The 25640-nt window shown below is 66.8% G+C and carries 23 protein-coding genes; 4 read left to right on the forward strand and 19 right to left on the reverse strand.

Features of this window, described 5'->3' with window-relative positions; translation table 11 throughout:
- Window positions 1–9: 9 nt before the first annotated feature.
- The 10 genes from AC3A6J_RS22405 to AC3A6J_RS22450 all read right to left on the reverse strand — a co-directional run bounded on the left by AC3A6J_RS22405 (window position 10) and on the right by AC3A6J_RS22450 (window position 11990).
- On the reverse strand, window positions 10–204 hold the full coding sequence (locus AC3A6J_RS22405) for a hypothetical protein (protein ID WP_487862203.1): 195 nt from the start codon (window positions 202–204) through the stop codon (window positions 10–12).
- Window positions 201–1406 (reverse strand): PepSY-associated TM helix domain-containing protein, encoded by a 1206-nt coding sequence (locus AC3A6J_RS22410; protein WP_487862204.1) that lies wholly within the window; start codon window positions 1404–1406, stop codon window positions 201–203. Before AC3A6J_RS22410 ends, AC3A6J_RS22405 begins: the two co-directional genes overlap by 4 nt.
- A 30-nt stretch (window positions 1407–1436) precedes the next feature.
- Entirely contained in the window at window positions 1437–3563 is a 2127-nt protein-coding gene (locus AC3A6J_RS22415) for a TonB-dependent siderophore receptor (protein WP_487862205.1), read from the reverse strand.
- Between the two features lie 134 nt (window positions 3564–3697).
- Window positions 3698–4462, reverse strand: coding sequence for a winged helix-turn-helix transcriptional regulator (locus AC3A6J_RS22420; protein WP_487862206.1), 765 nt, complete (start codon window positions 4460–4462; stop codon window positions 3698–3700).
- Between the two features lie 209 nt (window positions 4463–4671).
- A complete protein-coding gene (locus tag AC3A6J_RS22425) occupies window positions 4672–5433 on the reverse strand; it encodes a helix-turn-helix transcriptional regulator (RefSeq protein WP_487862207.1) in 762 nt (253 codons plus the stop codon).
- Window positions 5434–5714: 281 nt separating this feature from the next.
- A complete protein-coding gene (locus AC3A6J_RS22430; RefSeq protein WP_487862208.1) occupies window positions 5715–6770 on the reverse strand; it encodes a helix-turn-helix transcriptional regulator in 1056 nt (351 codons plus the stop codon).
- 205 nt (window positions 6771–6975) lie between these two features.
- Window positions 6976–9186 carry an aldehyde oxidoreductase molybdenum-binding subunit PaoC gene (gene paoC / locus AC3A6J_RS22435; protein ID WP_487862209.1) on the reverse strand — a complete coding sequence of 737 codons (2211 nt, stop codon included), beginning with the start codon at window positions 9184–9186 and terminating at the stop codon, window positions 6976–6978.
- A 5-nt stretch (window positions 9187–9191) separates the two neighbouring features.
- Window positions 9192–10142, reverse strand: a complete 951-nt coding sequence (locus tag AC3A6J_RS22440; RefSeq protein WP_487862210.1) for an FAD binding domain-containing protein — start codon at window positions 10140–10142, stop codon at window positions 9192–9194.
- A complete protein-coding gene (gene paoA / locus AC3A6J_RS22445; protein ID WP_487862211.1) occupies window positions 10139–10789 on the reverse strand; it encodes an aldehyde dehydrogenase iron-sulfur subunit PaoA in 651 nt (216 codons plus the stop codon). Before paoA ends, AC3A6J_RS22440 begins: the two co-directional genes overlap by 4 nt.
- A gap of 238 nt (window positions 10790–11027) precedes the next feature.
- Window positions 11028–11990: an AraC family transcriptional regulator gene (locus AC3A6J_RS22450; RefSeq protein WP_487862212.1), complete on the reverse strand. Its 963-nt coding sequence runs from the start codon at window positions 11988–11990 to the stop codon at window positions 11028–11030.
- Window positions 11991–12265: 275 nt separating this feature from the next.
- On the opposite strand from AC3A6J_RS22450, the gene AC3A6J_RS22455 reads away from it, so the two are divergent.
- Together AC3A6J_RS22455 and groL are read left to right on the forward strand one after the other, a co-directional pair.
- Window positions 12266–12559: a co-chaperone GroES gene (locus tag AC3A6J_RS22455; protein ID WP_487862213.1), complete on the forward strand. Its 294-nt coding sequence runs from the start codon at window positions 12266–12268 to the stop codon at window positions 12557–12559.
- An 83-nt stretch (window positions 12560–12642) separates the two neighbouring features.
- Entirely contained in the window at window positions 12643–14295 is a 1653-nt protein-coding gene (gene groL / locus AC3A6J_RS22460; protein WP_487862214.1) for a chaperonin GroEL, read from the forward strand.
- A 99-nt stretch (window positions 14296–14394) separates the two neighbouring features.
- Here groL and AC3A6J_RS22465 read toward each other — a convergent pair whose 3' ends face one another.
- The 4 genes from AC3A6J_RS22465 to tal all read right to left on the reverse strand — a co-directional run bounded on the left by AC3A6J_RS22465 (window position 14395) and on the right by tal (window position 18426).
- Window positions 14395–15369, reverse strand: coding sequence for a carbohydrate kinase family protein (locus AC3A6J_RS22465; RefSeq protein WP_487862215.1), 975 nt, complete (start codon window positions 15367–15369; stop codon window positions 14395–14397).
- A 77-nt stretch (window positions 15370–15446) separates the two neighbouring features.
- Complete coding sequence (locus AC3A6J_RS22470; protein ID WP_487862216.1) at window positions 15447–15776, reverse strand: DUF805 domain-containing protein; 330 nt, start codon at window positions 15774–15776, stop codon at window positions 15447–15449.
- A gap of 131 nt (window positions 15777–15907) precedes the next feature.
- Window positions 15908–17464 carry a glucose-6-phosphate isomerase gene (pgi, locus tag AC3A6J_RS22475; protein ID WP_487862217.1) on the reverse strand — a complete coding sequence of 519 codons (1557 nt, stop codon included), beginning with the start codon at window positions 17462–17464 and terminating at the stop codon, window positions 15908–15910.
- 2 nt (window positions 17465–17466) lie between these two features.
- A complete protein-coding gene (tal, locus tag AC3A6J_RS22480; RefSeq protein WP_487862218.1) occupies window positions 17467–18426 on the reverse strand; it encodes a transaldolase in 960 nt (319 codons plus the stop codon).
- 270 nt (window positions 18427–18696) lie between these two features.
- Here tal and AC3A6J_RS22485 point away from each other — a divergent pair, with 270 nt between their 5' ends.
- Window positions 18697–19374 carry a lipocalin family protein gene (locus AC3A6J_RS22485; protein ID WP_487862219.1) on the forward strand — a complete coding sequence of 226 codons (678 nt, stop codon included), beginning with the start codon at window positions 18697–18699 and terminating at the stop codon, window positions 19372–19374.
- On the opposite strand, the gene AC3A6J_RS22490 is transcribed toward AC3A6J_RS22485, so the two are convergent.
- Together AC3A6J_RS22490 and AC3A6J_RS22495 are read right to left on the reverse strand one after the other, a co-directional pair.
- Window positions 19361–19993 carry an HAD family hydrolase gene (locus tag AC3A6J_RS22490; RefSeq protein ID WP_487862220.1) on the reverse strand — a complete coding sequence of 211 codons (633 nt, stop codon included), beginning with the start codon at window positions 19991–19993 and terminating at the stop codon, window positions 19361–19363. The two genes, AC3A6J_RS22485 and AC3A6J_RS22490, sit on opposite strands and share 14 nt — an antisense overlap.
- A gap of 12 nt (window positions 19994–20005) precedes the next feature.
- Window positions 20006–20935 (reverse strand): extracellular solute-binding protein, encoded by a 930-nt coding sequence (locus tag AC3A6J_RS22495; protein ID WP_487862221.1) that lies wholly within the window; start codon window positions 20933–20935, stop codon window positions 20006–20008.
- A gap of 142 nt (window positions 20936–21077) precedes the next feature.
- On the opposite strand from AC3A6J_RS22495, the gene zwf reads away from it, so the two are divergent.
- Window positions 21078–22544, forward strand: a complete 1467-nt coding sequence (gene zwf, locus AC3A6J_RS22500; RefSeq protein WP_487862222.1) for a glucose-6-phosphate dehydrogenase — start codon at window positions 21078–21080, stop codon at window positions 22542–22544.
- A 16-nt stretch (window positions 22545–22560) separates the two neighbouring features.
- Here zwf and AC3A6J_RS22505 read toward each other — a convergent pair whose 3' ends face one another.
- From AC3A6J_RS22505 to AC3A6J_RS22515, 3 genes are read right to left on the reverse strand one after another with little or no spacing between them, the layout of a single operon-like run.
- Entirely contained in the window at window positions 22561–23607 is a 1047-nt protein-coding gene (locus AC3A6J_RS22505; protein WP_487862223.1) for an ABC transporter ATP-binding protein, read from the reverse strand.
- A complete protein-coding gene (locus AC3A6J_RS22510) occupies window positions 23604–24674 on the reverse strand; it encodes an ABC transporter ATP-binding protein (RefSeq protein ID WP_487862224.1) in 1071 nt (356 codons plus the stop codon). The genes AC3A6J_RS22505 and AC3A6J_RS22510 overlap by 4 nt, the downstream gene beginning before the upstream one ends.
- 20 nt (window positions 24675–24694) lie before the next feature.
- A complete protein-coding gene (locus AC3A6J_RS22515; protein ID WP_487862225.1) occupies window positions 24695–25609 on the reverse strand; it encodes an ABC transporter permease in 915 nt (304 codons plus the stop codon).
- Between the last annotated feature and the right edge of the window lie 31 nt (window positions 25610–25640).

Below are 25640 nucleotides of genomic sequence, written 5' to 3' on the forward strand. Positions count from 1 at the left end.
GGGCCGGGATCAGCTTTTGCCTTTGCGCCAGCCGAACCAGGCGCACACTGCCACGGGGAAGCCCAGAGCGAACCAGGCGACCACATCGCCTGCCCCACCGTCGCTGAACAGCGCGGAGATGAGGCCCACCCCGGTCAATAGGCCAAGTGCGATCGGCCAGCCCCACATGCGTCCGAACGACTGCGAATGGCGCTGCGGCTTCATGCCTGCACCTTCATCGCCGGCGCCGGTTCGCCTGGCTTTCCGCCGCCCTGCGCCGGCGTTCGCCCGGCGGCGCCGGCCGCCGCGGCAGGCCCAGCCGGCGTGGGCACCGTGTTGCCGCGCTTGAGCCAGAGATAGAGCCCGCTGCCCAGCACGATGATGGTCGCGATGTCGAGCAGCGCCCAGAGGATCTGCATCGGCATGCCGCCGTAGTCGCCGAAGTGCAGCGGCTGCGACACCAGGAGCGCGGTCAGGTACCACGGCAGCTCGGGCACGGCCGTGACCTGCGCGGTCTTGGCGTCGACCAGCACCGGCTTCAGCAGCTTCGAGGTGAAGGGCTCGTTGCCCCGCATGAAGAAGGTCGTGTGGTGCGGGCTCGAGAACGCGGTGCCCGGGAAGGCGATGAACGACAGCTCCATGCCGGGCGCCTGCTGGACGGCGGCTTCCATCGATCGCTGGACCGAGGCCCGCTCGGCCACGGCCACCGTCGGTTCGCCCTTGTACGGCGCCAGCAACGCGCTCAGCTGGTCGTACTGCCAGTACTTGATGAGCAGGTCCGCCCAGGTGTTGATCATGCCCGTGGCGCCCACCACGAACACCCACACCAAGGTGACGATGCCCAGCAGGTTGTGCAGGTCGAGCCACTTCAGGCGGGGGCGCTTCTCGCGGCGCACGGTGCCAAATTCGAGCTTGCGCATGAACGGCGCATAGAGCACCACGCCCGAGACCACGGCCACCAGCAGCAGCAGGCCCATGAAGCCCAGGAACAGCTTGCCCGCGAGCCCGGCGAACAGGTCGACGTGCAGCTTGAACATCACGTACATGAAGCCCTCGCCGAACTTGGGCTCTGCCAGCACGGCGGCGGTGCGCGCATCGACCGCCACCGACTTGAAGTCGTCGGTGGGATCGGGCGTGGGCGTCAGCGTGACGAACCACAGGCCTTTGTCGTCCTCGGGCTGCGACGCGAACTGCACCACGCGGTCGGGATGCTTCGCACGCGCAACCTCGAGCACGCGGTCCAGGCTCGCGCGCGGCGTGTCCGCCGACATGGCGGGCGACTCGACCTCGGTGCCCAGCAGATGCCCGATCTCATGGTGAAAGATCAGCGGAAGCCCCGTGATGCACAGCAGCAGCATGAACACGGTGCAGACCAAGCTGCTCCACTTGTGCACCCAGGCCCAGGTCTTGATCTTGCGGCTGTTCATGTCGCGGCGGCTCCGGTCGAAAGTGGAATATTAAAAGCGATAGGTCGCACTTGCCACAACGCTGCGGCGGGCGCCGTACCAGCAATCGCCGCGCGCAAGGCAGGTGCTGGAGTACGTCTTGTCGGTCGCATTGTTGATGTTCAGGGCATAGCGCCACTTGTCCGACTCGTAGGCCAGCATCAAGTCCAGCAGGGTCACGGCGGGCATGTTGGGCCCCACGCTGGTACCTTCGACGTCGCGGAAACTCCCCATGTAGCGCACGCCGGCACCCGCCGAGAAGCCCGGCACGCCGCCCACGGAGAAGCGGTACTTGCCCCAGACCGACAACTGGGTGCGGGGCGCGTCGGTGAGTTTCTTGTCGACGTCGATGTACGTGTAGTTGGCGATGACGTCGAGATCGCGGCCGAGGGTGGTCTTCAGTTCGAGCTCGACGCCCTTGTTCTTGCTCGAATCGACCTGGCGGCCGTAGTTGATGTCGGCGCTGTCGAAAACGGTGCGGTTCTTTTCCTTGAGCGAGAAGACCGACGCAGTGAAATTCGTGGACGACCCCAGGGGCTGGTACTTGATGCCCGCTTCCACCTGCTCGCCACGCAGCGGCTTGAACAGATTGCCATTTGCGTCGGTGCCCGCCTGAGGCGTGAACGATTCGGTGTAGCTCAGGTAGGGCGACCAGCCAGAAGGCAGGTTGTACATGACGCCCAAACGGCGCGACGTGGCGCTCGTCGTCTCCGAAGCACTGCCCGCCGATCCGGCGGTGCTGCGGTCGTAGCGCAGGCCAGCCACGAAGATCCAGTTGTCCAGCTTCATCTGGTCCTGCACATACACACCAGCGTTGCGCTGCGTCGTGCGAGGCCGGTCGGTCAGTTCCGTCACGGGAACGTGGCCGATGCCATAGATGGGCGCGTAGGCATCGATGGTGCTGAACGCTGAGCCCTCGCGCTTGTCCTGGCGCTGGCGCGAATACTCGGCGCCCACCAGCAGCGTGTGGCGCAGCGCGCCGGTGTTGAAATGGCCTTCGACATGGTTGTCAATGCCCGCCATGCGGGTCCAGGCGAGCGACTTGTCGTTGTAGCGGCCGAGGATTCGCTGACCGAACGGGTCCTTTGCCCAGCCACCCGGCAGCGAGAACGAATCGGCATAGTGGTAGTGCGAGTCGTTGAAGGTGCGAGACACACGGAAGTTCTGCCGGAACGCCCACTGGTCGTTGAACCGGTGCTCGAACAGCCAACCCAGGGTCTTGCGCTCGGTGTCGTATCCGTCACCGGGCTCTCCGATGAAGCGGCTGAGCGGCAACGGACCATTGCGGTTAGGCAGCTGCGTGCCTTGCCAGGGGAAGAACTGCGACGTACTGCCGGTCTTGTCCTTTTGCCAAAGCCCTTGCAGCGTCAGCGAGGTGGCAGCCGTGGGTCGCCACGTGAGTGAGGGCATGAGAAGCGAGCGGTCGTCAGGCACATGGTCGACCTGCGTATCGGATTTTCGGTGCAGCGCCACCAGGCGATAAGTCCAGTCGCCATCCGCGGTCAGCGCGCCAGTGAGGTCGGCCTGGACCTGCTTGCGGCCAAACGAACCCACCTGCACGCCCACTTCGCGGTAGGTCTCCCGCTGTGGGCGCTTGCTGACCATGTTGACCACGCCGCCGGCGTTGCCCGCGCCGAAAAGCATGCCCGCCGGACCGCGCAGCACTTCCAGGCGCTCCAGCGTGTACGGGTCGGGCCGCGCCGTCGCGGTGTACCAGCCGGCCGAGTACATCTGCAATCCGTCGAGGTAAATCGTGGGCTCGCTGCCGCGCACCTGGAAACTGTCGGCACGCGAGTCGAGGCCGTACGCATCGGAGCGCACACCCGCCGCGTAAGTGAGCGCATCCTGCAGGTTCGTGGCGCCCTGATCCACGATCTGGTCGCGCGTGACCACCGTCACCGATTGGGGTGTTTCGGCCAGCGGGGTGTCCGTCTTGGTGGCCGTTGCGGCGTTCCTCGCGCGGTAGCCGACGACGGGCGAAGTCGCTGTCTCGGCTTCGGTGCTCGCGTCGACGCGTACCTCCGGCAGCGAGCCAGTGGCCGGCGCGGCGGGCTGTGCCACCGCATGCTGCTGCACATAGATTGCCAGGCAACCCGCCAGAACGGATGCGACCTTGTGCCGCGCGATGAACCTCGTCATTTCCTGCTCCACTCCAAAACTCACTAAGAACGATTCGCATTCTAATAGTTAAGAATCAATCGTTTCAGTTCTTGTCTTGGATCGGAGCGACATCCCGCGGCAGGCGGAAGCGCCGGCACCCGGGCGTCGCCGGGTCAGGCGCGCATCGACGAAGGCGTCCAGTAAGGAATGGCGGCCCCCTCGCGCCCCGACGAACCGTCGAGGCGATAACCCGCACCCCAGACAGCCCGCAGCTCCCAGCCGTTCGAAGGCAGCTTCAATGCCCGACGGAGCACCGAGACGCAGGTGTCGAGCATGCGCGACTTCCCGTCCCACGGCTTGGCCCACACTGCGTCCCAGAGGGCGTCCCGTGCGACCGTGGAGCCTTCGTGGCCAAAGAGTTCGATGGCCAGATCGAACTCGTCAGGGCGCAGTTGCACCCGCCGACCGCCGAACTCCACCGTATTGCTCTGCATCAGGAAGCGGTAGCCGCCCCATCGGCGCTCGAGCGGCGGCATTTTGCCCGGGAAGCTGCTTGCGAAGAGCCGAACGACGCTGAAGAGTTCGGCAAACGACGAAGGCTTTGCGATCAGCTCGTCCGTGGCCTCCCGGCGCAGTGCGCTCACGTCGTCGAACTGCTCCTTGGGAAGCAGGCAGAGCATCGGCGTCTGCGTATCGAACATGCCCTTCGTTTCACGGATCAGCGCCATGGACGACAGGCTGTCGCTCTCGCCGGTCAGGATAAGCATCTTGAAAGCTTCAGGATTGTCGGAGCCCGAGGCGCTCGCTGCGCTGCTGCAAAGAACCACCGGCTCGTAGCCGAGCCTGCGGACGATCCGCCGCACGGCTTCGCGCAAGCGGTTTTCCTGGCCGAGGATCGCAATGCGCCCGGACGCGTAGCGGTTGTTGTCGTTGTCCATTGTTGTTCCTCATTTGCGCGCCGCGGATATCGAGCTCCGCACGGCGGTTGGCTGTGCCTTTCGTGTACTTTAGTAAATAGAAAATTCCGACACTACGAATGATGCGCGGTAGGAATATGAAAACCGCGCACGCAGAGGCAGCATTGCACGAAGCGCTCGTTTCGTTGTTTACGAGCCGCCGGCACTCACTCCCGGCTTGAATCGCGGGCTTACGCCGATGGCGCCTCGGTGGCCCGCGCGTAGGCACCCGGAGGGCAGCCGTACTTCTTTCGGAACACCAGCCCGAAGTAGGCCGGGTCTGCAAAGCCGCAGCGGTAGGCCACCTGCGCTATCGCGCCGTTGCCTGCGGCGGTCGTCCGCAGCAGGCGCCTTGCGGCTTCGAGACGCTCGTGCTGCAGCGCCTCGCGAAAGGTCACCCCATGCCCGGCGCTTGCAAACACCTTGTGCACGTAGCGCGTCGACAGGTTGAAGTGCGCCGCGGCCTTGGTCACGCTGACCTCGGTGTCGGCATAGTTGTCGCGGATCCAGCTGGAGATGTGGGCGTGCATGGCACGGTCACGCGGCGGAACGGCATCGGGCGCTGCGCTGGGCGGCACCCCGGTCTGCGCCAGCGCGAACGAGAGCATGGACATGAGATGCTCCGCGACGAATTCGCGCTGGAACTTGCCGCCCTGGCGCTGCACCTGCCGGATGTCGAGCGACTGGATGTAGTTGGAGAGCACGCCGGCCCAGCCCGAATGTCCGTCGAGCCGCAATGCCGTTGCATCCTTGGCGTTCGGAAGCCACCGCGTGACCAGCGAGGTCGACAGTCCGATGATCCAGGCGTCGTTCCCTTCGGAAGACCGCAGGTGCATGGCCTCGTTCGAGTCGAGCAGCGTCATGTCGCCGGTTTGGAGTTCGAACACACGTCCGTTCTGCTCGACGAACGTGGCGCCTGGCGAGAGCTTCAGCAGCAGATGGAAGGGGTACATCCGACCTTCTTCCGGGACGCTCGCCTTCGGCCGATAGATGTCCAAGGCGGCACCTTGCGATCGCATGAAGGCCAGCCCGTCGGGATCGACGAGAACCAGTTTCAGGTTGACGGGGCTTGGTTCGGCAGCGTCACCCTGCCATGCCCCGGCCTTGGTCTCCAGTTCCTCGGCCCAGGCTGCAAGTTCGCCCCCGCTTCGGGTTCGGGTGTCTGGGTCTTGAGGGGGGAGAGGTGTGTGCACGGCGTTTTCAGCTGCCGCAACTCGCAGAATATTCACGAAGGTTATTCGCTTGAAACCTCGTCGTGGTCATTAGGGTTTTCCCTTATTTTTGAGCTGATCGGTTCCGGCGTTCGGCCCATGCGACGTGCGAAGGTTCCCGGGGAGGAGCCGAATTCCTTACGAAAGACCAAGCCGAAGTAGGCAGGATCCGAAAAGCCGCAGCGCTCCGCCACCTGGGCAACGAGGGTGTGCGACACCGTGGCGGTACGCAGCATTCGAACCGCCGCCTTGAGGCGCTCATGCTTCAGCGTCTCGCGAAAGGTCACGCCCTGCCCCGCCCCGGCAAACACCTTGTGCACGTAGCGGATCGAGACGTTGAAATGCCGCGCAAGCGTCGTCGCATTGACCTCCGGATTGCCGTAGTTGTCCCGGATCCAGCCGCACATGCGTGCGTGCAGCACGCGGTCGCGCGCGGGCACGCGGTCGTCGTCCGCCATCGGGAAGCCACTCTGCGTCAAGGCGAACGACAGCATCGACAGCATGTGCTCGCCGACCAGTTCTTCTTCGAAGGTGCTGTCGATGGTTTCGAGAAGGCTGGCGTCCAGCGCCCGGAGGTAGGCCGACAGCGTGCCGGCCCATCCAGCGCGGCCCTCGAGGCGAAAAGCGACGGCGTCCTTGGCGCTGGGCAGCCACCGCGCGACCAGCGAGTCGGGGAATCCGATGGCGAGAAAGTCCGTGGTCGGTCGCGAATGCAGCCGGAACTCGCGCCGGGCATCGAGCAGGACCATGTCGCCGGGCTCGATGGTTACTTCCCTTTCCTGGAAAAGCGTCGTGGCGCCGTAGCCCAGGCGGATCAGCAGATGAAAGGGCCGAAGTTCCGATTCGGGCAAATGGCCGGTTTCCGCATGGGACGCCGTTTCGCTGCCCCGCAAGCGGAGAAACCGCGTGAGCCCGAGATCGACACGTGTCAGGGTTTGATGGAAATTGTGGCCATCGGGACTTTCGAGCCCGGCGTATCCCAGGGTTTGGCCGAACTGCAGCGACCAATGGGCCAGTCTGCTTTCTGCGGGAAGGTCTTGCGTACTGAAGCGATTTATTCGAGTAGGGCGTTGAGGCATGCAGCACGGGACTCTATTGCAGCAAACTCAATTACTGAATAAAGATTCGCGCACACCGCTTATAAATAACAAGCACGGGCCTCGATATTTTCACATCGATTGAACCAAAAACTTCAGCTCAATTTCAATTGAAATCAAATTCATCTCAGTTGAAATAAATAATAATCTTGAGCAAGCCGAGCCGCACCCGTGCGCTCGGCTTCGTTCACACCACCGGCGGCAGTCGGTCCAGCAATTTGTCGAGCGTGATCGGATAGTTGCGCACGCGCACACCGGTGGCGTTGTAGACGGCATTCGCCACGGCGCCTGCGACCCCGCACATGCCGAGCTCGCCCACGCCCTTGGCCTTCATCGGCGATGAGATCGGATCTGTCTCGTCGAGAAAGATCACCTCCTGGTGCGGAATGTCGGCATGCACCGGCACCTCGTAGCCGGCCAGATCGTGGTTGACGAAGAAGCCGTGGCGCTTGTCGAGCGCGAGCTCTTCCATCAGCGCCCCGCCGACGCCCATCGTCATGGCGCCGATCACCTGGCTGCGCGCCGACTTGGGGTTCAGGATGCGCCCCGCGGCGCAGACGGCAAGCATGCGCCGCACGCGAATCTCGCCGGTCATCGCATCGACGCCGACTTCGACGAAGTGCGCGCCGAAGGTCGACTGCTGGTACTTCTTGTCGAGATCGCCGTACTCGATGCCGTCCTCGGCCACGAGGCCGTTCGCGCCGGCCGCCTGTGCCAGCGGCACCGCCCGCCCCCCGACACGCACCATGCCGTCCGAGAACGCCGCTTCGGCCGCTGCGAAGCCCAGCTTGGCCGCCACGGCCTCGCGCAGCTTCATGCAGGCGGCAAACACGCCCGACGTGGAATTGTTGGCACCCCACTGCCCGCCCGAGCCCGCCGACTCGGGATAGGCCGAGTCGCCAAGCCGCACCTGCACGCGCTCGAGCGGCAGGCCCATGGTCTCGGCCGCGGTTTGCGCAATGATGGTGTACGAGCCGGTGCCGATGTCGGTCATGTCGGTTTCCACCGTGACGATGCCCCGGTCGTCCAGACGCACGCGCGCGGCCGACTTCGTCAACAGGTTGTTGCGGAATGCCGCCGCAACGCCCAGGCCGACGAGCCAGCGACCGTCGCGCTGCTGGCCCGGCGCCGCGTTCCGCTGGTTCCAGCCGAAGCGCTCGGCACCCGTGCGCAGGCATTCGTTGAGCCGGCGCTGGGAAAAGGGGCGCTCGGGCTTCTCGGGATCGACCTGGGTGTCGTTGAGGATGCGAAATTCGACCGGATCGAGCCCCAGCTTCTCCGCCATCTCGTCCATCGCGATCTCAAGCGCCATCATGCCCGGCGCCTCGCCGGGCGCGCGCATGGCGTTGCCCTCCGGCAGGTCCAGCACGGCAAGGCGCGTGGTCGTCAGGCGGTTGGCCCCGGCGTACAGCAACCGGGTCTGGTTGACGGCGGTCTCCGCCTGCCCGCCGGGCAGGTCGCCCGACCAGCCCTCGTGGGCAATGGCGGTGATCCTGCCTTCTCTCGAAGCGCCGATGCGGATGCGCTGGATCGTGGCAGGCCGGTGCGTGGTGTTGTTCGCCATCAGCGGCCGCTGCAGCGCCACCTTCACCGGCCGCCCGGCCGCCCGCGCGCCGAGTGCGGCCAGCACGGCATCGGCGCGCACGAACAGCTTGCCGCCGAAGCCGCCACCGACGAAGGGCGACACCAGCCGCACGTTCTCCTTCGCAATGCCGAGCGTCTTGGCGACGTCGCCGACGCCCCACGCGATCATCTGGTTCGAGGTCCAGAGGGTCAGCTTGTCGCCCTTCCACTCCGCGATGGAGGCATGCGGCTCCATCATCGCGTGCGACTCGTCGGGCGTGGTGTAGGTGGCGTCGAGCTGTACCGGGGCCGCAGCGAACGCGCCCGCAAAATCGCCGGTCCGGGTCTCGGGCTGGCCCGAGAACGGATTGGGCTCGGGCATCTGCGCCGCGTTCTTTTCCGCGGCCAGGTCGAAGCGGCCCGGCGTTGGGGTGTAGTCGATGCGCACCAGCTGCGCGGCGGCCCGCGCCTGTTCGAAGGTGTGGGCCACCACCACCGCGAGCGCCTGGTGGTAGTGGTCGATCTCGGGCCCGCCGAGCAGCTTGGCGGTGTTGAAATTGCCCTTGCCGAGCTTGCCCGCGTTGCGCGCGGTGACGATGGCCAGCACGCCCGGCGCAGCGCGCGCCGCGCGCAGGTCCATCGACGCGATGCGGCCCTTGGCAATGCCTGCGCCGACAACGCAGCCGTAGGCGGCGCCCGGAACCTCGGCATGGCGTTCGTAGGCGTAGCGCGCAGCGCCGGTCGTCTTGAGCGGTCCATCGATCCGGTCGGTCGGCTTGCCGATGACCTTCAGCTGGTCGATGGGATTGGTGGTGGCGGGGGTGTCGAATTTCATGGCGATCAGCTCCTCGCTTGTGCGATGGCCGCAGCCAGCGCGCGCTCGGCCAGCGGCAATTTGAAGGCGTTGTCGTGGGTCGGCTGCGCATCGGCGAGAAGTCGTGCCGTTACGGCCCGCGCACCCTGCGGCATCGCGGCCTCCGCGGCCTCGACGCGCCACGGCTTGTGCGCAACGCCGCCGAGCGCCACCCGCCCCGATCCGTCGCGCTGCACGACCGCCGCGACCGACACCAGTGCAAAGGCGTACGAGGCGCGGTCGCGGACCTTGCGGTAGATCTGCGTGCCGCCAACCGGCTTTGGCAGCGTGACCGCGGTGATCAGCTCGTCGCGCTCGAGCGCGGTCTCGATGTGCGGCGTGTCGCCGGGCAGGCGATGGAAATCGGCGATCGGGATCACGCGCGTGCGCCCGTCGGGACGCACGGTCTCGACGGCCGCGTCCAGCACGCGCATCGCAACGGCCATGTCGCTCGGGTTCGTGGCGATGCAGGACCTGCTGCCGCCCACCACCGCGAGCTGCCGCGTCACGCCGCCGATGGCGCTGCAGCCGCTGCCCGGGCGACGCTTGTTGCAGGGCTGGTCGGTGTCGTAGAAATAGGGGCAGCGCGTGCGCTGCAGCAGGTTGCCGGCGGTGGTCGCCTTGTTGCGCAGCTGCCCGGAGGCGCCGGCCAGCAGCGCGCGCGACAGCACGCCATGGTCGCGCCGCACGCGCTCGTCGGCGGCGAGGTCAGTGTTGCGCACCAGCGCACCAATGCGCAGGCCGCCATCGGGCGTGGGTTCGATCTTGTCGAGCGCGAGGCCGTTCACGTCCACCAAGTGCGCAGGCGCCTCGATCTGGAGCTTCATCAGGTCGAGCAGGTTGGTGCCGCCGGCGATGAACTTGGCGCCCGGGTTCGCGGCCACGGCCGCCGCGGCCTGTGCCGGCGTTTGCACGCGCTCGTAGCTGAACGGCTTCATGTCGGGCTCCCGGCCACTTCGGTGATGGCGTCGACGATGTTGGAGTAGGCGCCGCAGCGGCAGATGTTGCCGCTCATGCGCTCGCGCAGCTCTTCGGCCGAGAGGATCGGCCGTGCCGTGAGGTCTGCGCTCACATGGCTCGGCACGCCGCGCCGGACCTCGTCGATCACCGCCACCGCCGAGCAGATCTGGCCCGGCGTGCAGTAGCCGCACTGGTAGCCGTCGTGCTTGACGAACGCGGCCTGCAGCGGATGCATGTTCTGCGGCGTGCCGAGCCCTTCGATGGTCGTGACCTGCCCGCCGTCGTGCATGACCGCGAGCGTCAGGCACGAATTGATCCGCCGTCCGTCGGCGATCACCGTGCAGGCACCGCATTGGCCGTGGTCGCAGCCCTTCTTGGTGCCGGTGAGGTGCAGGTGCTCGCGCAGTGCATCGAGCAAGGTGGTGCGTGTGTCGAGGTCCAGCGCATGCGCGTTTCCGTTGACGTTGAGCGTGAGCTTCATGCGGGGTACGGCCGCAGCAGAGGGTGCCGCCGGTGCGGCAGCGGCCGGTGCCGCGGACGAGACCGCCGCCGCGGTGGCGGCGGTCGCAGCGCCGACGATGAGCGCGTCGCGCCGCGAGATCATCTGGGTCGTGGGACTGTTCATGTCAACTCCTGTTGTTGATCGAAGTTCGGTGTCTGCATGCATCGTGGAGGGCTGCACAGGAGAATGGTTTCGGCGGTGCCGGCGCGCAGTTCATCGCCTACTTTCCGAGTCAGCCGAAGGCTTTCCGACCTGGGTCCGGACCGACCATTCTTCGCGAGACGCGCTGCCATCGATAGCGCATTCCGCTCCATTTCTTGCCCGATCCTGTGAGGCTCGCGGCGCGCTGTGACGTAAAGACTTAAATGCGCCGGCGCGCGGCGGGGTCGCCGCCCTTGGCGTTGTCGCGCAGCAAGCCGATGTCGCGTTTGGGCGGGGCGCCGAACAGCCGGCTGTATTCGCGGCTGAACTGGGACGGGCTTTCGTAGCCGACCCGGAATGCGGCGCTCGCCGCATCGGCGTGTTCGCTCAGCATCAGGCGCTTCGCCTCGTTCAGCCGCAGCCATTTCTGGTACTGCAGCGGGCTCATCGCGGTGAGCTGGCGAAAGTGATGGTGAAAGGTGGGCGCGCTCATCTGCACGCGGGCCGCGAGCTCGTCCACGCGCAGCGAGGAGGCGTAGTTCAGCTTGAGCCAATCGATCGCCCGCGCGATGCGGCGGCCCTGCCCGTCCACCGAGGCGATCTGCCGCAGCCTGCCCGCCTGGTCGCTCATCAGCAGCCGGTAGTGGATCTCGCGCTGGATCAAGGGAGCGAGCACCGGAATGGCCTCGGGCTCATCGAGCAGCGCCAACAGTCGCTCGATGGGCGCCCAGAGCGCAGGGGTGGCGGTGCCGATCTCCACGCCCACCCCGGCCGGACGGTCGCGCTGCGGCGGCAGGCTGCCCTGCGCGATCAGCTCGGCCAGCATGCGCACGTCGAACTTCAGCACCAGGCCGAGGCAGGGCGCCTCGGGGCTCGCCGCCAGCACTTCGGAGTTGGCGGGCACGTCGAGCGAGGTGACGAGGAAGCGCGAGGCGTCGTACGCATAGGCCGCGCCGCCGACCCACAGCTGCTTCGTCCCCTGGGCGACGAGCACGATGCCGGGTTCGATCATGCAGACGACGGGCGCTGCCGGGGCGTCCCGCCGGAACAAGCCGAGGCCCGCGATCGGCGTCTCGAAATCGCCCGCGCGCGGCGTGTGGGCGGCAATGATCCGCGCCATCGCGGCCTGGGGGGCCCGCAGGTGCTCGGCAGCGGGCGTGTCGTGTTGATGTCGGGTTGCCATGGACGGCGTGAATCTCCGCGGCGGACTCTACCTGCGAGGCACCGGCCTTCCACAAAACCACGGGTGCCGCGAGGGGATCGGGCAAGAAATCCAGCGGATTGCGCAACCAGCGCGTGTGCCCTGCCGGGCCGCCCGGCCTTGAAACTCCGCCGATTGCCCTTATGATTAGCACTCGCTGCTGTTGAGTGCTAACAACCAGGCCTCGCTTCCAGTCGATGGCTGCCTGCTTTCCCGCCGGCGCCGACCACAACCCCGTTTCTTATTCAGGAGATGCAATGAAACTTCGTCCTTTGGCCGATCGCGTGATCGTCAAGCGTGTTGACAGCGAAACCAAGACCGCCTCTGGCATCGTCATCCCCGACGCCGCCGCCGAGAAGCCCGATCAGGGTGAAGTCCTGGCCGTGGGCCCGGGCAAGCGCAATGACAAGGGCGAAATCTCGGCCCTGACCGTCAAGGTCGGCGACCGCGTGCTGTTCGGCAAGTACAGCGGCCAGACCGTGAAGGTCGATGGCGACGAGCTGCTCGTGATGAAGGAAGACGACCTGTTCGCGGTCGTCGAAGCAAAGTGATTTTGCGGGACAGACCAAGCCGACGCGAAGCGCGGATTGCTCTGTCCCCAACTGATTAGATCTAATTACTGGAGTAATAAAACATGGCAGCAAAAGACGTAGTCTTCGGCGGTGAAGCCCGCGCACGCATGGTCGAAGGCGTGAACATCCTCGCCAACGCCGTCAAGGTGACCCTGGGCCCCAAGGGCCGCAACGTGGTGCTCGAGCGTTCGTTCGGCGCCCCCACCGTGACCAAGGACGGTGTGTCGGTCGCGAAGGAAATCGAGCTCAAGGACAAGCTCCAGAACATGGGCGCCCAGCTCGTGAAGGAAGTGGCCTCCAAGACCAGCGACAACGCCGGTGACGGCACCACCACCGCGACCGTGCTGGCCCAGGCCATCGTTCGCGAAGGTTTCAAGCTGGTGGCTGCCGGCATGAACCCGATGGACCTGAAGCGCGGCATCGACAAGGCCGTGACGGCCCTGGTCGCCGAGCTGAAGAAGGCTTCGAAGCCCACCACCACGTCGAAGGAAATCGCTCAAGTCGGCTCGATCTCGGCCAACAGCGACGAAACCATCGGCAAGCTCATCGCTGACGCGATGGACAAGGTCGGCAAGGAAGGCGTGATCACCGTCGAAGACGGCAAGTCGCTCGACAGCGAACTCGACGTCGTCGAAGGCATGCAGTTCGACCGCGGTTACCTGTCGCCCTACTTCATCAACAACCCCGAGAAGCAATCGGCGCTGTTGGACAACCCCTTCGTGCTGCTGTTCGACAAGAAGATCAGCAACATCCGCGACCTGCTCCCCACGCTGGAACAAGTCGCAAAGGCTGGCCGTCCGCTCCTGATCATTGCCGAAGAAGTCGAAGGCGAAGCCCTGGCTACCTTGGTCGTGAACACGATCCGCGGCATCCTGAAGGTCGTGGCCGTCAAGGCACCTGGCTTCGGCGACCGCCGCAAGGCCATGCTGGAAGACATCGCCATCCTGACGGGCGGCAAGGTCATCGCTGAAGAAGTGGGCCTGACGCTCGAGAAGGTGACGCTGGCCGACCTGGGTCAAGCCAAGCGCATCGAAGTGGGCAAGGAAAACACCATCATCATCGACGGTTCGGGCGCTGCGGCCGACATCGAAGCCCGCGTGAAGCAAGTCCGCGTGCAGATCGAAGAAGCCACGAGCGACTACGACCGCGAGAAGCTGCAAGAGCGCGTGGCCAAGCTGGCCGGCGGCGTGGCAGTGATCAAGGTTGGCGCTGCCACCGAAGTCGAAATGAAGGAAAAGAAGGCCCGCGTCGAAGACGCCCTGCACGCCACCCGCGCTGCAGTGGAAGAAGGCGTCGTGGCTGGCGGCGGCGTGGCTCTGCTGCGTGCCAAGCAAGCCGTGGGCGACAAGGTCAAGGGCGACAACGCCGACCAGGAAGCCGGCATCAAGCTGGTGCTCAAGGCCATCGAAGCGCCGCTGCGCGAAATCGTGAACAACGCCGGCGGCGAAGCCTCGGTGGTGGTGAACGCTGTGTTGGCCGGCAAGGGCAACTACGGCTTCAACGCTGCGAACGACACGTACGGCGACATGCTCGAGCTGGGCATCCTGGACCCGACGAAGGTCACCCGCACCGCACTGCAGAACGCCGCTTCGGTGTCCTCGCTGCTGCTGACGACGGAAGCCATGATCGCCGACGCACCCAAGGACGAGGGCGCTGGCGGCGGCGGCATGCCCGACATGGGCGGCATGGGTGGCATGGGCGGCATGGGCATGTAAATTCGCCCGCGCCCCTGCCCGGGGCCAGCACCCCGCGGACCGGCAGCGCCGGTTCTGCGGGGTGTCGCGAACAGGAAACCCGTCGAAAGGCGGGTTTTTTTATGGGCGCTCGAAAAGGGTGCCGGCCGTGACTACCTGCCGCGCGAGCGCCGCCTCGACGGCCGCGAGGGTGGGCGGATCGGCACCCTCGCGGGCGCAGTTGAGCGCCGCGGCCGTGGCGGCAAAGCACATGGCCGTTTGCCATGCACCGTCGGTCAGCGCGCCGAGTTGCGCCGGATGCGCCACGCCCGCGGCAAGCAGCGCGACCGAGAGCCCGGCCGTGAAGGTGTCGCCCGCGCCGATGGTGTCGACCACCTCGACCCGCGGTGCCGGCACGGAAAGCGGCGCATGGCCGGTACGCCAGAGCGTGGCACCGGCCCCGCCCTGCGTGACGACCACCGCACGAGCGCCGGCCTGCAGGCATTGGGCCGCGAGTGCATCGATGGACTGGCCAGGCGCCAGCAGCCCGGCGTCCTCGTCGCTGAGCTTCACGATGTCGGCCAGCTCGACCCAGCCTTGGATGCGCGCGCGGTAGAACGCCATGTCGGGAACCAGGCTCGGCCGCACGTTGGGATCGAAGACGATCACGCAACGCCCGGCGTGGGCCGTGACGAGTTCCACGATGCGCGTCGCCGCGGGCTCCTGCAGCAGCGCGATCGAACCGAAGTGGAGGAAGCGGCATTCCGCAGGCAGCCGTGGCAGCGGCTCGGGCGCCCAGGTCGCATCGGCACTGCCGCGGGTGTAGAAGGCGTAGCGGTTGGTCTCAGGCATGCGCTCGACGAAGGCCAGTGTCGATGGCGCATCGCTGCGCAGGATGAAACGCGTGTCCACGCCGTTGCGTTCGAGAAAGCCCACCAGCCGCTCGCCGAACAGGTCCGTCGACAACTGCGTGAGAAAGCCGGTCGGCTCGCCCAGGCGCGCACAGGCCACGGCCGTGTTGAGCGGCGAGCCGCCTTCGTGGCCTACGAAGGTCAGGGCGCCCGGCTCGCCAGCGGTGAAATCGATCAAGGCTTCGCCCGTGAGTGCAATGCGCATGTGCGTGGATTCTCGTGCGGGTTGAGGCAGAAAACGAAAAGGCCGCTCGCGCGGCCCTTTGATGCGTGCTTGGGTGCTCAGACCGCCGGCGCGCCGTGTGCGTTGGTCTCGGGTTGCGTCGGCTGCACGAAGAAATAGATCAGCACGAGGTTGACCAACGGAATGATCATCAGCAACTGGAGCCATCCGCTCTTGCCGATGTCATGCAGGCGGCGTGCACCCACGGCGAGCACCGGCAGCAGGAACCCCAATGCCGCAATGAAGTAGACGTACTGGTGGATCAGGCTCGCGACAATGAGCACGGCCACCTCGGCCAATATGAACCACCAGAACTCCGAGCGCGACGCACGCCCGCTGAAATCGGTGTACTTGGCGAAACAGGTCTTGACGGCTGTTTGGAAATCCATTGAACGACTCCTCTTGATTGACCCCCGGGAAAGTTCCCGGGGCCGATCATATCGGTGCGTCATTCAAGAGCGAATACAGCTTTTGGCGGGTTGCGAGATCGCAAACAAAAGGCCGCAGACGGCCGGACGGTCTACGTCCGCAGCCGTTCGAGCAGGCCCGCGGTCGAGGCATCGAGGCCCGTGACGTCGCCCGAGGCGAGGCGCGGCTCGATGTCCTTGGCGAGCACCTTGCCGAGCTCCACGCCCCACTGGTCGAAGCTGTTGATGCCCCAGAGCGCGCCGCTCGTGAATACGCGGTGCTCGTACATCGCGAGGAAGGCGCCGAGCGATTCGGGCGTGAGCTTCTCGAGCACGAAGAAGGTGCTCGGCCGGTTGCCCGGAAAGTTCTTGTGGCCGCCCGCGTCGAGCTGGCCGACCATCAGCGCTTGCGCCTGCGCGAGCGCATTGGCCAGCAGCTTCGGATGGTGACCGTCGAGGTCGTGCGCCGCGTCGCGCACCGCGACGAATTCGAGCGGGATCACATCGGTGCCCTGGTGCAGCATCTGGAAGTAGGCATGCTGGCCGTTTGTGCCCGGCTCGCCCCAGAGCACGGGCGAGGTACCCAGGCCCGGCGGCAGCGCCGCGCCGGTCGCATCGACCTGCTTGCCGTTGCTTTCCATCTCGAGCTGCTGCAGGTAGGCCGGCAGGCGCTTCAGCGCGCTGTGGTACGGCGCAATGCCGCGGCTCGTGAAGCGATGGAAGTTGCGGTACCAGACGTCGAGCAGGCCCAGGCGCACCGGCAGGTTCTGCGCGAGCGGCGCGGTGCGGAAGTGCGCGTCCATCGCGTGCGCGCCCGCGAGCAGCCGGCGAAAGCCTTCGGCGCCGATGGCGAGCGCGATCGGCAGGCCGATGGCCGACCACAGCGAATAGCGTCCGCCCACCCAGTCCCAGAAGCCGAAGGTGGTCTCGATGCCGAACTGCCTGGCGGCCTCGACGTTGGTGGTGAGCGCGGCGAAATGGCCGGCAATGTCGTTGCCGCCCGATTGCGCATACCAGCGCTTGGCCGAGAGCGCGTTCGTCATCGTCTCGGTCGTGGTGAAGGTCTTCGAGGCGATCAGGAACAGCGTGTGCTCGGGCGCGAGGTCGCGCAGCACGCCCGCGAGCTCGTGGCCGTCGACATTCGAGACGAAGTGGAACCGCTTGCCGGGCGCCACGAATTCCGCGAGCGCCAGCACCGCCATCTGCGGACCGAGGTCGGAGCCGCCAATGCCGATGTTGACCACGTCGGTGATGGTGTGGTCCGCGCGCACCTTCTCGGCATAGGCCAGCATGGCGTCGAGCGTGGCATGCACCTCGCGCAGCTCGGCGGCCGTCTTTCCCGCGTTCGCACCAACCGGTGCGCGCAGTAGCGTGTGCAGCACCGCGCGGTCTTCGGTGCTGTTGATGTGCTCGCCCGCGAACATTGCGTCGCGGTGCGCCTCGAGGCCGCATTCTCCGGCCAGCCGCAGCAGCAACGCCTCGGTGGGCACGTCGATCAGGTTCTTCGACAGGTCGGCAAAGACATGCGGCGCCTGCTGGCTGAAATGCTCGAAGCGCCCGGCGTCGTCGACGAAGGCATGGCGCACATCGAACTGCTTGCCCGCGGTGTCGAAGCAGGACTGGAGTTGCGCCCACGCGGGCGCACGGTCGCAGCGGAAGGTCATGGCCATCTTTACTTGCCGCTTTCCTGCATGAGCTTCTCGAGCTTCACGGCATCGCCCGCGAAGGCGCGGATGCCTTCTGCGAGCTTCTCGGTGGCCATCGCGTCCTCGTTGAGCGCGAAACGGAATGCGGCCTCGTCATAGCTGAGCTTCTGCACCTTCGCCTCGGCGGCGGCCTTGCCCGCATCAAGCGCATGCGAAAGCGGCGCGTCGCTCGCGGCCAGTTCGGCCAGCAGTTCGGGGCTGATGGTCAGCAGGTCGCAGCCGGCCAGTGCTCGGATCTGGCCCACGTTGCGGAAGCTCGCGCCCATCACTTCGGTCTTGATGCCATGCTGCTTGTAGTACGTGAAGATTTCTCGCACCGACTTCACGCCAGGGTCGTTTGCGCCCGCATTGGCGGTCTCGTCCCATTGGCTGCCGGCCGACTTCTTGTACCAGTCGTAGATGCGGCCCACGAAGGGCGAGATCAGCTGCACGCCTGCCTCTGCGCAGGCCACGGCCTGGGCGAACGAGAACAGCAGCGTCAAGTTGGTGCGGATGCCCTTCTGCTCGAGAGCGCGCGCGGCCTGGATGCCTTCCCAGGTGGAGGCCACCTTGATGAGCAGGCGCTTTTCGGTGTCGATGCCCTCGGCCTTGTAGAGCGCCACGATGCGTTCGCCGCGCGCCACGGTGGCGGCCGTGTCGAAGGACAGTCGTGCATCGATCTCGGTCGACACGCGGCCGGGGATGATCGAGAGGATCTCGGTGCCGAAGCGCACCAGCAGGCGGTCGATGACCTCGTCGATCGGCTTGCCCGTGTGCTTGCCGACCGTCTCGTCGAGCAGTGGCCGGTACTCGGGCTTCTGCACCGCCTTGAGGATCAGCGACGGATTGGTGGTCGCGTCCTGCGGCTTCGAGATGGCGAGTTGCTTGAAGTCGCCGGTGTCGGCGACCACGGTGGTCCATTGGCGGAGGGCATCGAGTTGGTTCATGGCGAAAGATTATCCGGTCCGGGTGATGACAAGTCCTGCACGCAGTTGTGCAGGGGCCGATGTTTGTTTCTTCATTCATACCGTAGCACGGGTTCCCGCCCCCCTCCATCGGCCTTCCGCCGACAGGGTTGTCGGCGTTTTGCGCCGCGCTCCCCTACACGGGCTGTGGTCCGTCGCTGACGGCAGGCGCACCTCGGCGCGGGCTACCCTTTGCATTCGCCGGCTTCATGCTTTTCTTTTGCACCCGCAACACACAGGAGTGCCTCGCCCATGCCTTTCCGTCATCGCTCCGCGGCATCCGCCGCCGACAGCCGCGCTCCTTTCGACGACCGCCGCACCAGCCGCGCCATCGGTACCCTGGCAACCGCCTTCGTCGTGGGTGGCGTCGTCACCTGGTTCGCGCTCGGCGCGGGCCGGACCGCGCGCGCGCAACTGCCGGGCCCGCCGGATGGCGCGCCGCTCATGCGTGCACCGCTGCAGGTGGTGGCGCCGGTCGACCTTCAGCGCTACGCCGGCATCTGGCACGAACAGGCACGCCTGCCGAACCGTTTCCAGAAAGAGTGCAGCGGTCCCGTCACCGCGGAGTACACGCCGCAGCCCGACGGCACAGTGCAGGTGCGCAACCGCTGCGTACGGCCGGACGGCAACTTCGACGAGGCCGTGGGAACCGCGCGCGTGGTGCCGGTGGCGGGCCAGCCCGGCGCCGGCCGGCTCGAGGTGCGATTCGCACCGGCCTGGCTCGGCTGGCTGCCGATGGTCTGGGGCGACTACTGGATTCTCAAGCTCGACCGCGACTACCAGGTGGCGCTGGTCGGCACGCCCGACCGCGAGTACCTGTGGGTGCTCTCGCGCGCGCCGCGCCTCGAGGACGCCGCGCTCCAGGCCGAGCTCGACTACGCGGCCAGCCTGGGCTTCGACACCTCGAAGGTCGTTCTCACCGGCCGATAGGCGGCAGGTAACGGCCGAGCTGCGCGCCGAGCGCGGCCGGATGCGTGCAATGGATCGCATGCCAGCCGAAGGCGCGCGCCGCTTCGACGTTGGCGGCCGAATCGTCGATGAAGACAGTCTGCGCCGGCTCGAGCGCATGGCGCACCGCGAGCAGTTCGTAGATCTCGCGGTGAGGCTTGAGAAACTTCACGTCACCTGAGAAGACACCGCCGTCGAAACGCCGCATGAAGGCATGTCGGCGCTCGATGGCGCGCGCGTACGGCGCCGGCATGTTCGAAAGATAGTAGAGCCGGAGCCCCTCCCCCGCCGCGCGGCGGGCGAAGAGCCCCTCGAGCAGTTCGACCGTGACTGCGATCGGTTCGAGGCGCTCGCCCAGCGTGCCGAGCATCGCGTCGAGCTTCTCGCCCGGCAGCGACAGCCGCAGCGCCATGCGCGCGATGGCTTCGTCGAGCGAGCGGGTTCCGCAGTCGAAGCTCAGCCAGTCGTCATGTTGAAACAGCGCGCGGCCCAGCGCCGCCGCAGCAGCCTCGTTGGGCGCATTCTCGGAAAGGTGCGTCTGCACCAGCCGGGTGGGCTCCCAAGCCAGGAGCACGGCGCCAAGATCGAAAACCACGTTCATGGCGCCATTGTTTCATGGGCCTGTTGCAACGATCTTTCCGGCATCGGGGATGCGCGGATCGAGCCGGGTGCTCCTGTTGCTCGGCACCTGAAACTGGCCATTGGCTGCGGCCAGCGCCTGCGCGGCAGGCGTCAGCGCCCATTCATAGAGTTTCGTGGCGGCATCGAGGTTGCGCGCGCCCTTCACGAGGCTCATGGCGCCGATCTCGGCACCGGTGCCGTCGGCCGGGACCACGGTCTCGATCGGAAAGCCCTGCATCTTCTCGGCGATGCCGTCGTGCACGAAGCCGATGGCCACGGCGGCCTCGCCGCGCGCGACGGCCTTCATCGGTCCGGCGGCCGAGCGGGTGTAGCGGGCCACGCTGCCGTGCAGCGTCTTGAGATAATTGAACGCCTTGTCCTCGCCCATGCGCCGGACCAGCGCGGCGGTCATCGCCTCGCCCGGGCCGCCCGGGGCCGGGTCGACCACCTGGACCACGCCCTTGTACGCGGGCCTGAGCAGGTCGGCCCAGGTCATGGGCACCGGGAGCTGCTTGCTGGCCAGCAGGTCGGGGTTGTAGCCAATGCCGAGCGGCGCCGCATGGAGGCCCACGCTCCTGTGCCCCGACTGCTGTGCCAGCTGCCGCGCCCACGGACGCAGCTGCGCGAGCGTCGGCGACCGGTATTCAAGCGTGAGGCCTTGCGCGGCCGCTTGAAGATGCGCCTTGGCCGCGCCGCCGAACCAGAGGTCGGCGCCGGGGCGGTCCCCGTCGGCGATCAGCTGGGCCAGCGCGTCGTCAGGGCCCTTGAGCGACATCCTGACGTGCGTGCCGGTGCTGCGCGCATACGCGGTGGCCATCGCGCTGCACCAGGCGGCCTGCACCGAGCAGATCACATCGACCGAGCCCTGCGCCGAGGCCGTCGACATCGCCATGCAGGCGGTTGCGAAAAGAAGCTTCTTCATCCGGAACTTGCCGCCCTGAAACAAAAATAGGCCTCGTGGCCATGGTGAAGCGTAGCCGCCGTGCCGGCCTCATGAATCGGTACAAGTACCATTCGGTGGACGACAGAACCCCTCTGCATCCAGACACAAGGAAATTCGACCCATGAGCTTCGATCTCGTTCTGTTCGGCGGTACTGGCGACCTTGCATGGCGCAAGCTGATGCCCGCGCTGTTCCAGGCCTTCAGGCACGGCAGCCTGCCGAAGGACGGACGCATTGTCGGCGTGGCGCGCGACGATCTCTCGGACGACCAGTACCGCGAACTGATCCAGTCGCGGTTCAACGCGGTGGAGGGCGCCAAGCGCCCGTCGGCCGAGGAGTTCGAGAAGTTCGCCTCGCTGCTGCACTTCCTGCGCATGGACCTTTCGAAGCCCGACGACTACGCACGCCTTTCCGACCTGCTGAAGCAGCGCAACGCCGACACGGTCGTGATGTACGTGGCCACCGCGCCGGCGCTCTTCACCCAGGTGGTCGAGCAGATCGCCGCGGCCGGCCTCAACGGCCCGTCGACGCGCGTGGTGCTCGAGAAGCCGCTCGGCCACGACCTGGCATCGAACCGCGCGATAAATGCGGCGGTGTGCAAGGTGCTCGACGAGAAGCAGGTCTTCCGCATCGACCACTACCTGGGCAAGCCCTCGGTGCAGAACCTGTTCGCGATGCGCTTCGGCAACGCACTGTTCGAGCCCATCTGGCGCCGCGAGCACATCGCCAACATCCAGATCACGATCGCGGAAGACCTGGGCGTCGAGAAGCGCGGCGCCTTCTACGACCAGACCGGCGCCTTGCGCGACATGGTGCAGAACCACGCGCTGCAACTGGTCTGCGCGATCGGCATGGAGCCGCCGATCAACTCGCATGCCGACGCGATCCGCGACGAGAAGCTCAAGGTGCTGCGCGCGCTCAAGCCCTGGACGCCCGAGACGCTGGGACTGCACGCGATCCGCGGGCAATACACGGCCGGCACGGCCTACGGCGAGCGCGTGCAGGGCTACAAGGACGAACCCGGCGTCGACCCCGAAAGCCGCACCGAGACCTTCGTCGCGCTGCGCACCGAGATCGCCAACTGGCGGTGGGCCGGCGTGCCGCTCTACATCCGCACCGGCAAGCGGCTGGCCTCGCGCGACGCGCGCATCGAGGTCAACTTCCGCCCCACGCCGCATGCGATCTACCGCGCGCCGGCCGGCGCGGTGAACAAGCTGGTCATCAACCTGCAGCCGCGCGACGGACTGGAACTGCACATGCTCGCGCAGGCGCAGGACAACCGGCGCGGCAACGGCCACCAGAGCGCCACGCAACTGGCGCCGGTGCAGCTCGACCTCGACTTCGACAAACGCTTCGGCTCGGAGCGCGTGGGCGCCTACGAACGGCTTCTGCTCGACGTGATCGACGGCCGGCTGAACCTGTTCGTGCGCAGCGACGAGCAGGAAGAAGCCTGGCGCTGGGTCGAACCGCTGATCGACAGCTGGGCTTCGGACGGCGTGCCGCGCCCCTATGCGGCCGGCACGTGGGGGCCGAGCGCCTCGAGCGCGATGATCGCGCGCGACGGCTTCTCGTGGAGCGAGGAGCAATAGCCCCTCAGACAGGCTCTCAGATCCGCCCCTCTTCCACGGCGTGGCAGGCGACCTTCACGCCGTTGATCTCCAGCAGCGCCGGGCGCTCTGCCGAACAGCGGGCATTGGCGTTGGGGCAGCGCGGGTGGAAGGCGCAGCCCGTGGGCGGGTTCAGCGGGTTCGGCACTTCGCCCTGCACCGGCGTGCGGGCACGCCCCGTGTGCTTCATCTGCGGGATCGCGTCGAGCAGCATGCGCGTGTAGGGATGCTGCGGTTCGGCGAAGAGCTTGCGCTTGTCGGCCACCTCGACGAGCCGGCCCAGGTACATCACGCCGACCTGGTCCGCCACATGCCGCACCACCGCGAGGTTGTGCGAGATGAACAGATAGGTCAGGCTGCGCTGGCGCTGCAGGTCCTTCATGATGTTGAGCACCTGCGCCTGCACGCTGACGTCGAGCGCGGAGGTCGGCTCGTCGCACACCAGGAACTCGGGCTCGGTCGCCAGCGCGCGCGCGATCGAGATGCGCTGGCGCTGGCCGCCCGAGAACTGGTGCGGGTACTTCACGCCGTCGAGCGGCGAAAGGCCGACCGACTGGAGCAGTTCGCCCACGCGCGCGCGCAGCTCGGCCTTGTCGCTCAGGATGCCGTGCTCGCGCAGCGGCTCGCCGATGATGTCCTCGACGATCCAGCGCGGGTTGAGGCTCGCATAGGGGTCCTGGAAGATCATCTGGATGCGTCGGCGCAGCGTACGGCCTTCGGGGGCCTTGAACGCGGCATGCGCATCCTGCCCGTCGAACCGGAAGCCGCCACGCGTGGGCGCATACAGGCCGACCAGCAGCCGCGCCACGGTGCTCTTGCCGCAGCCCGATTCGCCGACCAGCGCGAGTGTCTTGCCGCGCTCGATCGAAAAGCTCACGCCATCCACCGCATGCAGCAGCACGCGCGGCTTGCGCTCGAGCACGCGGTTGAGCCAGGGCGGCGACACGTCGAAGGTGCGGGCCAGGTCGTGCGCGACGACGAACGGCTCGCTGCCTGCGGTGTCGCGGCTCTTGTCGTCGGCCGCGGGAAGCGTGGCGGTGCTCATCGGCTCACCTCGTCGAGTGGGGCTGCGGCATCGGGCACGGCGCGTTCGCCGGCCAGTTCCGCATCGTGGCGGCGGGCGGCCAGTTCGGCTTGGCCGCGGTGCGGATCGGTGGCATCGTGCAGCCAGCATGCGGCCCGCGTGGCGCCCGCATGCATGAGCGCGGGCCGCTCCGAGAGGCAGCGCGCGAAAGTGCGCGGGCAGCGCGGGTTGTAGGCGCAGCCCTCGGGAATGGCGTTGAGCCGCGGCATGGCGCCGTCGATCTGGTTGAGCCGCTCGCGGTCGCTCGCCATGTCCGGGATCGAGGCCATGAGGCCCGAGGTGTAGGGATGCGCCGGCTGGTGGATGACCTCGTGCACCGGACCGATCTCGGCGATGCGGCCTGCATACATCACCGCCACGCGGTCGCAGGTTTCGGCGATCACGCCCATGTCGTGCGTGATCAGCATCACGGCCGCGCCGCGGTCCCTGCAGACGCGCTTGAGCAGCTGGATGATCTGCGCCTGGATCGACACATCGAGCGCCGTGGTGGGTTCGTCGGCCACGATCAGCTTGGGCTCGGCCGCGAGCGCGAGCGCGATCACGACGCGTTGGCGCATGCCGCCGGAGAACTGGTGCGGAAAATGATCGATGCGCTGCTCGGCGGCCGGAATGCCGGTGTCCTGCAACAGGCCGATGCCACGGCGCCGCGCCTCGGCCTCGGTCACCGGCAGGTGGGTGCGGATGGTCTCGATCAGTTGCCGCCCGACGCTGTAGAGCGGGTTCAGCGAAGTCAGCGGATCCTGGAAGATCGCGCCGATCTTGCGGCCGCGGATCGGCCGCATCGCATCGAAGCCGAGGTTGTCGATGCGCTGCCCTTCGAGCACGATCTCCCCTCCGGCCACGCGGCCGGGTGGCTCGAGCAGCCCGATGATGGCCGCGCCCGTGAGCGACTTGCCGGCGCCCGACTCGCCGACCACGCCGAGGATCTCGCCGGGCGCGATGTCGAAGGAAATGCCGTCGATCGCGCGCAGTGTGCCGCGGCGGTGCGGAAACTCGACCACGAGGTCTTTGACCTGGAGCAGCGTCATGGTGTCCTTCCTTGTCTGTGTCAGCGCAGGCGCGGATTGAGCGCGTCGCGCAGCCAGTCGCCGAGCAGGTTCACGCTGAGTGCGATCAGCACCAGCATCGCCCCCGGAAACACCGTGATCCACCATTCGCCCGAGAACAGGTACTGGTTGCCGATGTTGATCAGCGTGCCGAGCGAGGGCGAGGTCGGCGGCACGCCGACGCCGAGGAACGACAGGGTGGCCTCGGTGATGATCGCGGTCGCCACCTGGATCGTGGCAAGCACCATCACCGGTCCCATCACGTTGGGCAGCACATGGCGCAGCATGATGCGCAGCGGCGCCACGCCGGTGACGCGGGCGGCCTGCACGTATTCCTTGTTGCGCTCGACCATCGTCGAGCCGCGCACGGTGCGCGCGTACTGCACCCAGCCGGTCAACGCGATGGAAATGATGAGCACGCCGAAAGCCAACGATTCGTGCGCATTCGGAAACAGCGCGCGGCCCACGCCGGCGATCAGCAGCGCGACCAGGATCGGCGGGAACGAGAGCATCACGTCGCACAGGCGCATGAGGAAGCTGTCGAGCCAGCCGCCGAAGAAGCCGGCCGCCAGACCGAGCACCACGCCGACGACCATCGAAATCACCACCGAGACGACGCCAACGATGAGGGAAATGCGCGCGCCGTAGATCACCGCCGACAGGATGTCGCGCCCCTGGTCGTCGGTGCCGAGCAGGTACTTGCTCGAACCCTCGGCCACCCAGGCCGGCGGCAGCCGGGCATCACTGAGCTCGAGCACGGCAAGGTCGAAGGGATTGTGCGGCGACACCCAGCCGGCGAATGCGGCGCAGAACACGCACACCAGTGCAATCAGTGCCGCGCCGATCGCCACCGGCGAGGTGCGGAAGCTGTGGCCGACATCACTATCGAGCCAGCGGACAAGCGTTTTTTTTAACATCGTGGGAAGCAAAAGGAATGGGCCCGCAAGA

It is taken from the genome of Variovorax sp. Soil_C_39 (genome assembly GCF_057656815.1).

Bases quoted from the DNA above. Each gene is read 5' to 3' on its own strand.
- AC3A6J_RS22515 (WP_487862225.1), bottom strand. From the start codon at position 25,609: ATGTTAAAAAAAACGCTTGTCCGCTGGCTCGATAGTGATGTCGGCCAC.
- AC3A6J_RS22510 (WP_487862224.1), bottom strand. From the start codon at position 24,674: ATGACGCTGCTCCAGGTCAAAGACCTCGTGGTCGAGTTTCCGCACCGC.
- AC3A6J_RS22505 (WP_487862223.1), bottom strand. From the start codon at position 23,607: ATGAGCACCGCCACGCTTCCCGCGGCCGACGACAAGAGCCGCGACACC.
- AC3A6J_RS22430 (WP_487862208.1), bottom strand. From the start codon at position 6,770: ATGCCTCAACGCCCTACTCGAATAAATCGCTTCAGTACGCAAGACCTT.
- AC3A6J_RS22425 (WP_487862207.1), bottom strand. From the start codon at position 5,433: ATGTACCCCTTCCATCTGCTGCTGAAGCTCTCGCCAGGCGCCACGTTC.
- AC3A6J_RS22490 (WP_487862220.1), bottom strand. From the start codon at position 19,993: ATGAACGTGGTTTTCGATCTTGGCGCCGTGCTCCTGGCTTGGGAGCCC.
- AC3A6J_RS22450 (WP_487862212.1), bottom strand. From the start codon at position 11,990: ATGGCAACCCGACATCAACACGACACGCCCGCTGCCGAGCACCTGCGG.
- AC3A6J_RS22485 (WP_487862219.1), top strand. From the start codon at position 18,697: ATGCCTTTCCGTCATCGCTCCGCGGCATCCGCCGCCGACAGCCGCGCT.
- AC3A6J_RS22455 (WP_487862213.1), top strand. From the start codon at position 12,266: ATGAAACTTCGTCCTTTGGCCGATCGCGTGATCGTCAAGCGTGTTGAC.
- AC3A6J_RS22410 (WP_487862204.1), bottom strand. From the start codon at position 1,406: ATGAACAGCCGCAAGATCAAGACCTGGGCCTGGGTGCACAAGTGGAGC.
- AC3A6J_RS22495 (WP_487862221.1), bottom strand. From the start codon at position 20,935: ATGAAGAAGCTTCTTTTCGCAACCGCCTGCATGGCGATGTCGACGGCC.
- AC3A6J_RS22465 (WP_487862215.1), bottom strand. From the start codon at position 15,369: ATGCGCATTGCACTCACGGGCGAAGCCTTGATCGATTTCACCGCTGGC.
- AC3A6J_RS22470 (WP_487862216.1), bottom strand. From the start codon at position 15,776: ATGGATTTCCAAACAGCCGTCAAGACCTGTTTCGCCAAGTACACCGAT.
- zwf (WP_487862222.1), top strand. From the start codon at position 21,078: ATGAGCTTCGATCTCGTTCTGTTCGGCGGTACTGGCGACCTTGCATGG.
- AC3A6J_RS22405 (WP_487862203.1), bottom strand. From the start codon at position 204: ATGAAGCCGCAGCGCCATTCGCAGTCGTTCGGACGCATGTGGGGCTGG.
- groL (WP_487862214.1), top strand. From the start codon at position 12,643: ATGGCAGCAAAAGACGTAGTCTTCGGCGGTGAAGCCCGCGCACGCATG.
- AC3A6J_RS22415 (WP_487862205.1), bottom strand. From the start codon at position 3,563: ATGACGAGGTTCATCGCGCGGCACAAGGTCGCATCCGTTCTGGCGGGT.
- AC3A6J_RS22420 (WP_487862206.1), bottom strand. From the start codon at position 4,462: ATGGACAACGACAACAACCGCTACGCGTCCGGGCGCATTGCGATCCTC.
- paoA (WP_487862211.1), bottom strand. From the start codon at position 10,789: ATGAACAGTCCCACGACCCAGATGATCTCGCGGCGCGACGCGCTCATC.
- pgi (WP_487862217.1), bottom strand. From the start codon at position 17,464: ATGGCCATGACCTTCCGCTGCGACCGTGCGCCCGCGTGGGCGCAACTC.
- AC3A6J_RS22440 (WP_487862210.1), bottom strand. From the start codon at position 10,142: ATGAAGCCGTTCAGCTACGAGCGCGTGCAAACGCCGGCACAGGCCGCG.
- paoC (WP_487862209.1), bottom strand. From the start codon at position 9,186: ATGAAATTCGACACCCCCGCCACCACCAATCCCATCGACCAGCTGAAG.
- tal (WP_487862218.1), bottom strand. From the start codon at position 18,426: ATGAACCAACTCGATGCCCTCCGCCAATGGACCACCGTGGTCGCCGAC.